This window comes from Streptomyces sp. bgisy159, from assembly GCF_057707805.1.
The window spans coordinates 115,346-127,611 of record NZ_JBYIQX010000021.1 but is presented as its reverse complement, the minus strand read 5'-3'; the positions used below and the strand labels follow the sequence as shown (position 1 = coordinate 127,611).

Below are 12,266 nucleotides of genomic sequence, written 5' to 3'. Positions count from 1 at the left end.
CGAATCGTCACACCAGTCACGGCCGACCAGGGCCGATCAACAAGATCGTGTTACGGGCTCGTAGGGCAACGCCCTGCATCTCCATAGCCGGAGCCGAGGACGTCCACCTGGTCCGACGCGTCGGGAGGCATGTCGGCGGATTGTTCTCGGCATCAAGGCGGGGGAGGCAGTCCGGCCACCTGATCTGGGCGCGGTCGTCAGCCGTGCGGGCGGTAGTGGCCCAGTACCCAGGCCAGTTGTGCGAACCACTCCGTCAGGCGGGACTGGGGGCGGGCCGTGACCTCTCCCTCGTAGACCAGGCCGTCCAGGTGGATCACGGCGAGCATGAGGGACTTGCCGTTGGGGCTCGCCTTGTAGTGGACGCTGCGGACCTCGGGCCAGGGGAACTCGGCGGAGACGCCGGAGAGCTCCAGGGTGACGCCCTCGGCGTCGACCACGATCGCGTTGTGCTTGTCGACGGCCATGAACTCCGGGCCGGGGCCAGCGGGGGCCGGGGCGGGTGCCGGGCCAGCGGGTGCGTACGCGGGCGGTGGCGGTACGGGGCCGCCGTACGCGGGGGGTGGGGTGCCGTACGGGCCGGGAGGGGTGGCTTGCGGGGGTCCGTACTGGGGTGGCGGCGGGCCGAAGCCGGGCGGGGGCGGGGGCTGCTGGGTCATCGGCGGTTCTCCGTGGGTCGGCACAGCGAGGATCGGTGTGGATCGGTGTGAAACATTCTCCCCGGCCCACCGCATCGAAGAAGTGAGGACCTCGAACACAGCCGGCACCCAGCTACAGGAGAACGCATGAGACAGGCCCGGGCGGACGAGTACGCGGAGTTCGCGGCGGCGCGTGCCGGGCATCTGTACCGGTCGGCGTGCCTGCTCACCGCCGGTGACACGCATCTCGCGGAGGACCTGGTGCAGGAGGCCCTGGGCCGGATCTACGTCCGCTGGCGGCGGGTCTCCCGTGTCGGGAACCCGGCCGCCTACGCGCAGACCGTGCTCACCCGGACCTTCCTCGCCCACCAGCGGCGACGCAGCAGCACCGAACGCGCCACCGCGGTCCTGCCGGAGACGGCCGCGGCCGCCTCCGACGCGACGCTGCGGCTCACCCTCCTCGACGCGCTGGGGCGACTGCCGGTCAAGGACCGTGCCGTGGTCGTGCTGCGCTACTGGGAGGACCGGTCCGTCCAGGAGACCGCGGACGCGATGGACACCAGTGCCGCCGCCGTGCGCACCCGGTGCACCCGGGCCCTGGCCCGGCTGCGGGATCTGCTCGGCGAGGACATCGGCGCCTACGCCCGTCCCTGACCGCACCCCCTGTCTCTCCCGTTCTTCCCCGTCCTTCTTCGTCCTTCCTCGCCGACCGAACCGAAACGGTGGTTCCCCATGTCCGTCGACGACCAGTACAACGACCCCTTCGAGGACCGGCTGTCCGCCGCCCTGCAGGCGACCGGCAGTGACTTCGACACCGACCGGCCCGCGCTGGCGGCCGCCGGTACGGCCCGTGGCCGGCGGCTGCGGGCGCGCCGCAACGTCGCCGTGGTGGGCGGCGCCGCCGCGGTGGCACTCGCCTGTGTGAGCGGTGCGCTGCTCGTGGCGAACGGCGGTGACGCCGACGGCGCGCCGCGGACCTCGTCCGTCGCCGCGAGCCGCACCGCGGCGGCCACGCCGTCGGGGGACGGCGTCACCGCCGAGCAGTTGCTCACCACGCTGAAGTCGCTGCTCCCCGAGGGGATGACCAGCAAGGAGACGGGCAGCGGCACGGAGGGCGGAGCGGCGCCGTACGCCTCGCTCGTCTACGACGACGGCCGGGGCGCGGCCGCGATCGGGGTCAACCTGGACCGGGTCGAGCCCGGCGGCGGGCAGGCCCGCGAGCTGAGCGAGTGCCCCGACAAGCGGTTCACCAACCACGACGAGTGCTCGGTGCGGCGGCTGCCGAACGGGTCGGTGCTCAAGCTGTACCAGGGGTACGAGTACCCGGACCGCCGGGTGGAGACCAAGCTCTGGCGCGCGGACCTGATCACCGCGTCCGGTCAGTACGTGTCGCTGACGGAGTGGAACGCACCGGCGGAGAAGGGCGAGGCGGTCACCCGTCCGCAGCCGCCGCTGTCCCCGGCGCAGCTGGAGACGGTCGTCACCGCCCACGCCTGGCTGCCCCTCGTCGACGCGCTTCCCGAGGACGGGACGAAGCCCACCACCGCGCCGGTCCCGGGGGGCTCGGACGACGGTATCGGCGGGCAGCGGCTCATCGTGGTCCTCACGCGGCTGATGCCCAAGGACGTGAAGGTGGTCGACAAGTCCGGCGAGGACTCGCAGTACGGCTATGTCGTGGTCGACGACGGCAAGGGGGAGAGCTTCGTGCAGATCAACGTGCAGCCGGACATGAACGACGTGCGCGACCAGCTGTTCGACGCGTCCGACGAGACCCTGCCCGACGGCACCCGGGTCGCCACGCACCAGGGGCCGGGCGAGAAGGGGATGGACGGGGTGGTGATGTGGACCGTCGACACGATCCGGCCCGACGGGCGCCGGATCGTGATCAGCGCCTTCAACGCGGGCTCCCAGGTCACCCCGGCCACCCGCACCGACCCGGCCCTCACCATGGACGAGCTGCGCCGGATCGCCCTGTCCCCGGAGTGGGAGGCCCTCGGCTGACCGTGCGTCAGAAGAACGCCGACCAGTCCTGGTCCCAGATCTGCTTCACGCACAGCACGAGGAACAGCAACCCCGCGATCGACAGCATCGTGTTGCTCAGTGCCCCGTTGCGCCACTCCCTGGGGGTGCGCGAGGAGTTGAGGAGCCAGAGCAGGGTGCCGGCGAGGAACGGCAGGAAGGCCGCGCCGAGTACCCCGTAGAGGATGACCAGGCGGAAGGGCCGGCCCTGGAAGAGCAGGACGATGGGCGGGAAGGTCAGCCAGAGCAGGTAGGCGCGGAACGGCCAGGACCGTTCCCGCCGCCCGGCGGCTGCGTTCTCGCCCGTCACCTCCTGCCGGTCCCGGCCGCCCCGGTAGCGGGCGACGAAGTCCGCGAACATCAGGCTCACGCCGTGCCAGACGCCGATCAGCGAGGTGAAGGAGGTGGCGAAGAAGCCGATCAGGAAGAACTTGGCGGTCGCGGCGCCGTATTCGGCCTCCAGGACGCCGCCGAGCTGGATCAGTCCCTTGCCGCCGCCGGCGAGGGCGATCCCGGCGGAGTGCAGCAGCTCCGCGCCGACGATCAGCATCGCCACGACGAAGACGCCGGTGGTGGCGTAGGCGACCCGGTTGTCCAGGCGCATCACCTTCATCCAACCGGTGTCGCTCCAGCCCTTGGCGTTGACCCAGTAGCCGTAGGCGGCGAGCGTGATGGTGCCGCCGACGCCGCCGATCAGGCCGAGGGTGTTGAGGACGGAGTCCTCCTCGTCGGGGAGGACCGGCAGCAGACCCGCCAGCAGGTCGGGGAGGTTGGGGGTGACCCGGACCGCCAGGTACACGGTCACCACGAACATGACGCCCACCAGGACCGTCATGACCTTCTCGAACACCGCGTACCGGTTGAACCAGACGAAGACCAGACCGACCAGGCCGCAGGCGACCGCCCACCACTTGAGGTCCATCACGTCCGGGAACAGCGCCTGCAGCGGGAGCGCGCCGGCCGACATCGCCGCCGCCCCGTACACGAACCCCCAGATCACCACGTACCCGGCGAAGAACCAGGTCGCCCAGCGGCCGAGGCTCGCCCAGCCGTCGAACAGGGTGCGCCCGGTGGACAGGTGCCAGCGCCCGGCGGCCTCCGCGAGGGAGATCTTCACCAGGCAGCCGGCGACCGCCGCCCACAGCAGGGTGTAGCCGAAGCTGCTCCCGGCGATCAGGGTCGCGACGAGGTCCCCGGCGCCGACGCCGGTCGCGGCGACGACGATGCCGGGGCCGATATGACGCCAACTGGACTGTCGTGACTGAGGGTCGGTGGTGGCCTCGGTGCGAGTGGGGTCTCCCGTGGTGTCCGCCATGAAGGTCAACGAAGCGGAAGACGGCGCCCCGGACAAGGGGGCGTGCCCGGATCGGTCCCGCATTCGCACGTCCCCAGCTCGAACCACACCACCTCGCCAGGCCCGGCCCGGTGGTACCCCCACCGCCGCGCGAGCGCCCGTACGAGGAACAGGCTCGGCACGCCCTCGGTGAATCGGCCGTTCTCCGCGAACCGGCCCCCTTCGACACCGCCGGTCTCCATGCCCTCGGCGCCGCGGGCGCCGGTGTCGGCGACCTCGCAGCGCAGGACGTCGTGCGCCGCCGACAGGGTGAGCCGGAACGGGGTGGCGGCGGGGGTGCCCGCCACGCCCATGGTTCCGCGGGGGCGCAGCAACGCGTTGGTGGCCAGCTCGCTGACGAGCAGCTCCGTGGTGTCCACCAGGTCGTCGCGGTCGCCCAGCCCCCACCTGTCCAACTGCGTGCGGACCTCCGCACGGGCCTCCCGGACGGCACTCGGGCGGGGCTCGTACGCCACGCTCACATGGCCGGCCCGCATGGGTGGTTGCAGGGACGCGCCGTACCGGGGGGCGGGGTCCGGGCGGCGTGCCCCGGAAGTTTCCAGCATGGGTCCAGCATGTGCCGCGCCGTACGCCCCCGCACGGGGAGGACTACCCGATTCCCTACCCGAGCACGTCCTGCGTGCCGAGCCGCCGGTACGGCTACGCGTACTGCAACCGTACGGTCGTTCCCCCGTTGTCACCGGGACGCAGATCGACGTAGGCGCAGACCTGGCGGGCGTACCACAGGCCCTGTCCGGGGGCGAGGTCGCCGTCGCGCGGCGGGACGAAGCCGGCGAGCGGGTCGTCGACGCGGCGGCCGAGGGCGAGTTCGCAGACGCAGCCCGGGGCCTCGCCCCACAGCGTGACCCCGGTGACCGGGCCGAGGACGGCGGCTTCGGCGACGGCCGTGCCGAACAGTTCGGCGTCCGCGACGGGCAGCCCGTTCCGTTCGGCCCAGGCGCGTACGGCCCCCGCGTCCGGCCGGGTCAGCCGGGCGGCGTCGCGCGGCGCCGGCTGCAGCGGTACGGCGTCCAGCTCGGCGGCGAGTCGCAGCGGGTCCTCGTAGACGTCGCTGTCGGGGTGGGCGCGACGGGCGGCCTCGATGACGGCGGGGCCGGCGCTGCGGGTGTCGTAGACGCACAGCGCGGTCGTCGCGGCCGGGGCGAACAGGAGGTTGGCGAGGGCCTCGTAGCGGATCCACTCGGCGCTCTCGCGCGGTGAGCGGCCCGCGCGTCCGCCCCACACCGGCTCCATGAGGAGGTGGATCCGGCCGCCGGGCCCGGCGTGCGCGGCGAGGTGGCCGGCGGCGCGGGCGACGGCGTTGGCGGCGGAACCGGCGTACCACTCGGTGTGCGGGACGAACCCGACCGCCTTGGTGTCAGGGCCGAGGGCGTCGCGCAGCAGGTCCAGTTTGGCGGGGTCGGCGATGGCGACGGGCTGCGGTTCGTCGGGGGCGGCGATCCCCTCGGCGAGGAAGGGGAGCGCGGCGGCGAGGAAGGCGTCGTCGGTGCCCACCGCGCTCATCCGGTGGGTGAACGCGCTGTGTGCCTCGGTGGGCCGGACGGTGGTGGCGGTCATGGGGGCCTCGGAGTCCTTTCCGGGTCGGGGTGCGTCTGGTGTCAGGGGCATCTGGTGTCAGGGGCGTCTGATGTCGGGACGGTTCCGTGTCACCGTTGCCCGGCCACCCAGGCCGCGATCTGGCTGCGGTTGTTGAAGCCGAGCTTGCTGAGGATGCGTTCGACGTGGCCCTCGGCCGTGCGGCGGGCGATCACCAGGTGGTCGGCGATCTGCTGGTTGGCGAGTCCCTGGGCGACGAGTTCGGCGACCTGGGTCTCGCGCGGGGTGAGCCGGACGCCTTCGGGAACGGCCGCCGCGGGCGGGGCCTCGTCGGGGCCGCGCGGGGCCGGCTGCCGCCCGTCGGCCGCGTAGCCGACGGCGTCGGCGAGGGGAAGGGCGCCGCCCCGCTCGTAGGCCCGGCGGAAGGCGGGCCGGCCGAGCGCCGCGACGGCGCGGGTCTCGCTGTCGCGGCGGGTGGCGGCGAGGGCGGCGGAACCCCAGCGGTCGCGGTCGACGTCCGCCCAGGCCCGGTCGGCGGCGCCGAGCAGCACGGCCGCGCGTTCGGGGACGTCGCGCCCGGCGGCGATCCGGGCGAGCAGGTCGAGGGTCAGGCCGATGCCGACGACGTCGTGCACGGCGTGCTTCAGACGCAGTGCCGCCCGGCCGTGGCGGTCTGCGCGCGGCCAGTCCTCCCGTACGGCGTGGGCCAGGGCGAGCATCCGCTCGACGTACGACAGCACCCAGCGCTCCCCATGGCCGGCGCAGAGCCGACGGGTCTCCTCACAGACGGCGATGGCCTCGTCGGGGCGGCCGAGGAAGGAGAGGGCGCAGGCGAGTTCGACGCGGTCCAGACCGACCAGGCTGGGGTGCTGGCCGGGGACGCGGCCGCGGGCGGCGGCGGCGCGGAAGTGGTCCAGTGCGCCGGTGAGGTCGTCGGCGAAGAGCCGGATGACGCCGATGACGTACTCGGCGTGCGCGGCCTCGGCCCGCTCGCCCAGCCGGAGGGCGAGGTCGCGGGCCTCCTCGGCGCGGCGCCGGCCCCGGGTGAGGTCCTCGGGGCAGCCGGCGAGCAGGGCGGCGGCCCACAGGGCGCGGGCCCGGTCGCGGCTGGGCTCGGGGTCGGCGTCGAGGGCGCGGTCCAGCCAGTAGCGGCCCTCGCGGGGGGCTCCGCAGGCGTGCCAGTGGAACCAGAGGGTGCCCGCGAGGCGGAGTGCGGCGCGGGCCTCGCCGGGGGTGGTCAGGCCGTGGTCGAGGGCGGCGCGCAGGTTGTCGCGGTCGGCGGCGAGGCGGGCGACGACGGCGGGCTGGTCCGGGCCGAACCAGGCGCGTTCGCAGGCTTCGGCTCGGCGCTGCATCCACTCCCGGTGGCGCAGCCGGGCGGCGGACTCCTCCCCCGGGATCGCCCGCAGCCGTTCCAGGCCGTACTGCCGCAGGGTGTCGAGCAGCCGGTACCGTACGCCGTCGGGTCCGGCCTCGCGGCACAGGACGGACTTGTCCACGAGCCCGGCGACGGCCTCCAGCACGTCGAACGCCTGCGCCGGCCGGGCCGGAACGGGGTCGCGGGGCGCCTCCTCGGCGGGCTCCGGCACCCCGCCCGCGTCCGCGGGCTGCTCCGACCGGCCGAGGTCACCTCGCCCCGCCACCGCCGGCTGTACGGGCCGGCAGGCGCTGCCGGGGGAGGCACCGGACCGCATCCGGCCGTCACGGCCGCCGGCGGGCGTCGGCCCGCTCCGACCGGCACGACCACCCGCCTCCCCCGCACGACCGGCACGGCCCCCCACCCGATCCGGCCCCGCCCGCCCGGCGCGGTCCCCCGCCGCCCCCGACGGCCCCGCGCCGCCGGCACAACCACCCGCCTCCCCCGCCGGCGCCCCCGCACGACCGGCCCGACCACCCCCCGTCGCCGTCGGCTCCGACGCCCCGGACGCCCCGAACGCACCCGGTGGCCCCGCCGTCCCGGCCGTCCCCGCCCCGTCGGCGTCGTCGCACACCGCCTCCGCCGTTTCCAGGTCGAAGGCGCCGGCCAGTACCGAGAGGCGGGCCCAGGCCAGGCGTTCGGCCGGGGTGCACAGGTCGTGGCTCCAGTCGACGGCGGCGCGCAGGGTCCGGTGGCGGGCCGGTACGGCGGAGCTGCCGGCGGTGAGCAGGCGGTACCGGTCGTCGAGGCGTTCCAGGAGCTGTTCGACGCCGAGGACGCGCAGCCGGACGGCGGCGAGTTCGATGGCGAGGGGCAGTCCGTCGAGGCGGCGGCAGAGGCGGGCCACGGCGGCCCGGTTGGCGGCGGTGAGCCGGAAGCCGGGGACGACGGCGGAGGCGCGGTCGGCGAACAGCGCGAGCGCCGGGCAGCAGGCGGCGGACAGGTCACCGTCGGGATCGGGCACCGGCAAGGGCCGGACGTCCAGCAGGTGTTCCTCGGTGAGGCCGAGCCGGTGCCGGCTGGTGGCGAGGACCCGGACCCCGGTGGTGCCGTGGAGCAGGGCGGCGGCCAGGGTGGCGCAGGCGGTCAGCAGGTGCTCGCAGTTGTCGACGACGAGGAGGAGCCGCCGGTCGCGGACCCGCTCCACGAGGGCGTCGAGGGCGGGCCGCCGGGAGTGGTCGTGCAGGCCCAGCGCGTCGGCGGCGGCGAGCGGCACCAGGGCCGGGTCCCGCAGCCCGGCCAGTCGGACGTACCGCACTCCGTCCGGGAAGGCCCGGGCGACTCGCGCGGCGAGGCGGCCCGCGAGCCGCGTCTTGCCCACTCCGCCGGGGCCGGTCAGGGTGACCAGGCGCGCGCGGCTCAACAGCTCGCGGCCCTGGCGCAGTTCCGCCCGCCGGTCGACGAAGCTGGTGGTCTCCACGGGAAGGCCGGGAAGGCTGGGAGGGTCAGGAAGGCCGGGAGGGTCAGGAAGGTCAGGAAGGCGGGGCGGGGTGCGCGGAGGTTCCGTGCACGAGGGCTCATGGCGCGGTGCCTGCCTGCTGGGCGCCGCCCGGTGCGGGGGCCGGGGTGACGCCGATCCGCCCATCGTCAGCCAGTCCTCGGGGTGTCGTCGACGAGCCGGAGGGTGCGGCTCCCTTTCTGCGCGGAGCCCCACTCTCCCCCAGCCCGTGCAAGGACGCACTCCGCGGATCACACCGCCGGGTGCACTTTGCCGGGGACCCGGCCCGGGAGTGGGTGCTCACGTACACTGCGCGGCCCCTTCCCCGCCGTACGGCACGTCCGAATCCCGTATTGACCGGACCATGTCACACCCCGACCATGAGCGGCACCCGCACCCAGCACGTCGCACGTCGCACGTCGCACGGAACAACCCCACCTCCCACAAGGAGATTTCATGCGACTCCGCCTCCGCGGCACACGCTCCGCGGCGCTCACCGGCCTGCTCACGCTGGCCCTCGCCGCCCCCCTGTCGGGGACCGTCACCCAGGCCGCCGCCGGCAGCACCCCGCCCACGGCCGCCCCCGCCGCCTCCGACCCCGCCGCCGACACCGTCCGCCAGTACGAGATCCACGTCGGCCGCCACCACAACACCCCCGTCACCCGCACCGCGATCGCCGCGGCCGGGGTGAGCGTCGACGAGGCCGACGAGGAGACCGTGGTGGTCTCCGGACGCGCCGGCCAGATCACCGCACTGCGCCGCCTCGGCTACGAGGTCACCCCGCTCGGCGCGGCACCCGACCGGACCGCCGGGAACGAGGTCCGGCTGTACGACTTCCCGTCGGCGGACTCCCGCTACCACAACTACGCGGAGACGACCGCAGAGATCGACCAGCGGATCGCCGCGTACCCCGGCATCATGAGCAAGCGGGTCATCGGCAGGTCGTACGAGGGCCGGGACATCGTCGCCGTCAAGATCAGCGACAACGTCGGCACGGACGAGGCCGAGCCCGAGGTGCTGTTCACCCACCACCAGCACGCGCGCGAACACCTCACCGTGGAGATGGCCCTGTACCTGATCCGCGAACTCGGCGCGGGCTACGGCACCGACTCCCGGATCACGGACATGGTGAACGACCGGGAGATCTGGATCATCCCCGACCTCAACCCCGACGGCGGCGAGTACGACATCGCCACCGGCTCCTACCGCTCCTGGCGCAAGAACCGGCAGCCCAACCCCGGCTCCTCGTACGTCGGCACCGACCTCAACCGCAACTGGGACTACCGGTGGGGCTGCTGCCGCGGCTCGTCGGGGTCGAAGTCCTCGGAGACCTACCGGGGCGCGTCAGCGGAGTCGGCGCCCGAGGTCGAGGTCGTCGCCGACTTCGTGCGCGGCCGGGTCGTGGGCGGGGTCCAGCAGATCAAGGCCGGGATCGACTTCCACACCTACAGCGAGCTGGTGCTGTGGCCGTTCGGCTACACCTACTCCGACACGGCGACCGGGATGACGGCGGACGACAACGCCGCGTTCAAGGCGGTCGGGCGGAAGATGGCGGCGAGCAACGGGTACACCCCCGAGCAGTCGAGCGACCTGTACATCACCGACGGGACGATCGACGACTACCTCTGGGGCGTGCACAGGATCTTCGGGTACACCTTCGAGATGTACCCGACCTCCGGTTGGAACGGCGGGTTCTACCCGCCCGACGAGGTGATCGAGCGGGAGACCGCACGCAACCGGGACGCCGTGCTGCAACTGCTGGAGAACGCGGACTGCATGTACCGCTCCATCGGCAAGGAGGCACAGTACTGCTAGTCCTCCGGGCCCTCGGACCTTCGGGCCTGGAAGTGCGCGTCTAGTCCTCGAAGTACGCGTCGAGGACCGCGTCCAGCCGCTTCTCCCACTCCGGGAAGAGCGAGCGCGACGTGGCCTCGATCTCGATCGGGTACCAGCGCTGGCCGGGGGTGTGGACGGTGACGGTGAACCGCTTGCCGAAGCGGCCGGTCTCCGTCTCCACCGCGCCGATCTCGTCCCAGCGGAACTCGCACTCCTGGTCGTCCAGGAAGAGCTGAACGCCCCGGTGGTCGGCGACGATCCGGGCGCGGCGGTCGGCGGCCTCGAAGACGGGGCCGTCGACCGGGGCCTCGTCAGCGTCCGCCTCGGCCGTCTCCCCGTCCTCGGCCCCGTCCGCCGGGTCGGCGTCCTCGACGTCCTCGACGTCCTCGACGTCCTCGACGTCCTCGACGTCCTCGACGTCGTCGGTCTCTTCGACGCGTTCGGCGTTCTCCGCGTCGTCGGCCACGGGCGTGGTGAGCCCGGGGATGAAGGCCGGGTCGAACCCGGCGCCCTTCACGGGCTCGCCCTTCAGGGGCTGGCTGCTCGTACCTATGCGCTGGTCCACAGCGGGCAGTATGGCGGACAACCCTGTGCCCGGCCCAGTCAGCCCCGCTTCGAACAGCGGTGAGCGATACTCGCAAAGGTCGTCGCAGATCGCGCGACACCGCAGATCAGGAGGCAGTATGGCGCTCTCCCCGGGCAGCGAGGCAACCGGCGCCGAGGCCCCCGGCGCAGGACCGTCCGGCGCGGGACCGTCCGGCGCCGGAGCGCTGGCCCGGCTGGCGCGGGAACGCGTCGACCACCGTTTCAAGGGCCTGCCCCCGGACGCCGACGGCCGCACCGTCGCCGAACTGGCGGCCGAGCGGCGCAACCTCTTCACCGGCGGCTTCACCACACCCGTGCTCGCGCTGTCGGCCGAGCGTCTGGCGCACAACCTGCGGCTGATGGAGACGTACGCGACCCGCCACGGCCTCGCCTTCGCCCCGCACGGCAAGACCTCGATGGCCCCGCAGCTGTTCCACCGTCAGCTCGACCACGGCGCGTGGGGCATCACGCTCGCCGTGCCCCACCAGGTGCGGGTGGCGCGCGCCTTCGGCATCCGGCGGGTGTTCCTGGCGAACGAGGTCGTCGACCCGGCGGCCCTGCGCTGGATCGCGGCCGAGATGGCCGCCGACCCGGACTTCGAGCTCATCTGCTACGTCGACTCCGTGCGCGGGGTCGCGTTGATGGACGCGGCCCTGTCCGGCGCCGGCCGTCCCCTGGACGTCGTCGTGGAGCTGGCCGCCGGTGAGGGGGCGCGCACCGGGGTCCGTACGGAGGCGGACGGCGCGGCGGTCGCCGCGGCGGTGGCCGGCGCCGCGCACCTGCGGCTGGTCGGGGTGGCGGGCTACGAGGCCCAGGTGCCGGGCGCCGCCCCGCAGAGCGTGCGGGCCTGGCTGCGGCGGCTGGTGGCGCTGGCCGCGGACCTCGACCGGGCGGGGCGGTTCGCGGGGGCGGAGCGGATCGTGGTCAGCGCGGGCGGCAGCGAGTGGTTCGACGCGGTCGCCGACGTGTTCGCCGGGATGCCCGAACTGTCCGCGCCGGTCCTGAAGTTGCTGCGCTCGGGCGCGTACGTGTCGCACGACGACGTGCACTACAGCCGGCTGACACCGTTCAACCGGGTGCCGCAGGAGGGCGCGCTGGAGCCGGCGTTCCGACTGTGGGCGCAGGTCGTCTCGCGGCCCTCGCCGGACCAGGCGTTCCTCAACGCGGGCAAGCGGGACGCGGCCCACGACCTGGACCTGCCGGTGCCCCGGGTGGTGCGCCGGGACGGCGTCGAGCGTCCGGCGACGGGCATGGAGGTCACCGCACTGTCCGACCAGCACGCCTGGCTGGCCACCGCGCCGGGCACGGACCTGGAGGTCGGTGACTGGGTGGGGCTGGGTCTGTCCCACCCCTGCACGTCCTTCGACAAGTGGCCGCTGATCCCGGTGGCCGAGGCGGACGGCACGGTCGTGGAGTACGTCCGCACCTTCTTCTAGGGGCGAGGGG

10 protein-coding genes are annotated in these 12,266 nt (G+C 73.9%); 4 read left to right on the top strand and 6 right to left on the bottom strand.

Annotated features, from left to right (window positions below):
* Positions 1-197: 197 nt before the first annotated feature.
* The gene (locus tag AC3ET3_RS21265; protein ID WP_435612654.1) at positions 198-656 is read right to left on the bottom strand and encodes a hypothetical protein; all 459 of its coding nucleotides are present in this window, start codon (positions 654-656) and stop codon (positions 198-200) included.
* A gap of 126 nt (positions 657-782) precedes the next feature.
* Here AC3ET3_RS21265 and AC3ET3_RS21260 point away from each other — a divergent pair, with 126 nt between their 5' ends.
* Positions 783-1,289, top strand: a complete 507-nt coding sequence (locus tag AC3ET3_RS21260) for a SigE family RNA polymerase sigma factor (RefSeq protein ID WP_432134740.1) — start codon at positions 783-785, stop codon at positions 1,287-1,289.
* A 78-nt stretch (positions 1,290-1,367) separates the two neighbouring features.
* Complete coding sequence (locus AC3ET3_RS21255) at positions 1,368-2,636, top strand: hypothetical protein (protein ID WP_432134739.1); 1,269 nt, start codon at positions 1,368-1,370, stop codon at positions 2,634-2,636.
* 7 nt (positions 2,637-2,643) lie between these two features.
* On the opposite strand, the gene AC3ET3_RS21250 is transcribed toward AC3ET3_RS21255, so the two are convergent.
* The 4 genes from AC3ET3_RS21250 to AC3ET3_RS21235 all read right to left on the bottom strand — a co-directional run bounded on the left by AC3ET3_RS21250 (position 2,644) and on the right by AC3ET3_RS21235 (position 8,381).
* A complete protein-coding gene (locus AC3ET3_RS21250) occupies positions 2,644-3,969 on the bottom strand; it encodes an Nramp family divalent metal transporter (RefSeq protein WP_435612653.1) in 1,326 nt (441 codons plus the stop codon).
* Between the two features lie 5 nt (positions 3,970-3,974).
* Complete coding sequence (locus AC3ET3_RS21245; protein ID WP_435612652.1) at positions 3,975-4,553, bottom strand: ATP-binding protein; 579 nt, start codon at positions 4,551-4,553, stop codon at positions 3,975-3,977.
* A 94-nt stretch (positions 4,554-4,647) separates the two neighbouring features.
* On the bottom strand, positions 4,648-5,565 hold the full coding sequence (locus AC3ET3_RS21240) for an anti-sigma factor RsbA family regulatory protein (protein ID WP_432134736.1): 918 nt from the start codon (positions 5,563-5,565) through the stop codon (positions 4,648-4,650).
* 89 nt (positions 5,566-5,654) lie between these two features.
* Entirely contained in the window at positions 5,655-8,381 is a 2,727-nt protein-coding gene (locus AC3ET3_RS21235; protein ID WP_435612651.1) for an ATP-binding protein, read from the bottom strand.
* 474 nt (positions 8,382-8,855) lie between these two features.
* Between AC3ET3_RS21235 and AC3ET3_RS21230 the strand changes: the two genes are divergently transcribed.
* Positions 8,856-10,214: a M14 family metallopeptidase gene (locus AC3ET3_RS21230; protein WP_432157070.1), complete on the top strand. Its 1,359-nt coding sequence runs from the start codon at positions 8,856-8,858 to the stop codon at positions 10,212-10,214.
* Between the two features lie 40 nt (positions 10,215-10,254).
* Here the strand turns inward: AC3ET3_RS21230 and AC3ET3_RS21225 are convergent, their stop codons facing one another.
* Positions 10,255-10,800: a hypothetical protein gene (locus AC3ET3_RS21225; protein ID WP_435612650.1), complete on the bottom strand. Its 546-nt coding sequence runs from the start codon at positions 10,798-10,800 to the stop codon at positions 10,255-10,257.
* A 118-nt stretch (positions 10,801-10,918) separates the two neighbouring features.
* On the opposite strand from AC3ET3_RS21225, the gene AC3ET3_RS21220 reads away from it, so the two are divergent.
* Complete coding sequence (locus tag AC3ET3_RS21220) at positions 10,919-12,256, top strand: amino acid deaminase (protein WP_432157068.1); 1,338 nt, start codon at positions 10,919-10,921, stop codon at positions 12,254-12,256.
* Positions 12,257-12,266: the final 10 nt, after the last annotated feature.

What these genes read in the sequence shown, in the direction of transcription:
- AC3ET3_RS21255 (WP_432134739.1), top strand. Translation starts at nt 1,368, where the DNA reads ATGTCCGTCGACGACCAGTACAACGACCCCTTCGAGGACCGGCTGTCC.
- AC3ET3_RS21240 (WP_432134736.1), bottom strand. Translation starts at nt 5,565, where the DNA reads ATGACCGCCACCACCGTCCGGCCCACCGAGGCACACAGCGCGTTCACC.
- AC3ET3_RS21250 (WP_435612653.1), bottom strand. Translation starts at nt 3,969, where the DNA reads ATGGCGGACACCACGGGAGACCCCACTCGCACCGAGGCCACCACCGAC.
- AC3ET3_RS21245 (WP_435612652.1), bottom strand. Translation starts at nt 4,553, where the DNA reads ATGCTGGAAACTTCCGGGGCACGCCGCCCGGACCCCGCCCCCCGGTAC.
- AC3ET3_RS21220 (WP_432157068.1), top strand. Translation starts at nt 10,919, where the DNA reads ATGGCGCTCTCCCCGGGCAGCGAGGCAACCGGCGCCGAGGCCCCCGGC.
- AC3ET3_RS21230 (WP_432157070.1), top strand. Translation starts at nt 8,856, where the DNA reads ATGCGACTCCGCCTCCGCGGCACACGCTCCGCGGCGCTCACCGGCCTG.
- AC3ET3_RS21260 (WP_432134740.1), top strand. Translation starts at nt 783, where the DNA reads ATGAGACAGGCCCGGGCGGACGAGTACGCGGAGTTCGCGGCGGCGCGT.
- AC3ET3_RS21265 (WP_435612654.1), bottom strand. Translation starts at nt 656, where the DNA reads ATGACCCAGCAGCCCCCGCCCCCGCCCGGCTTCGGCCCGCCGCCACCC.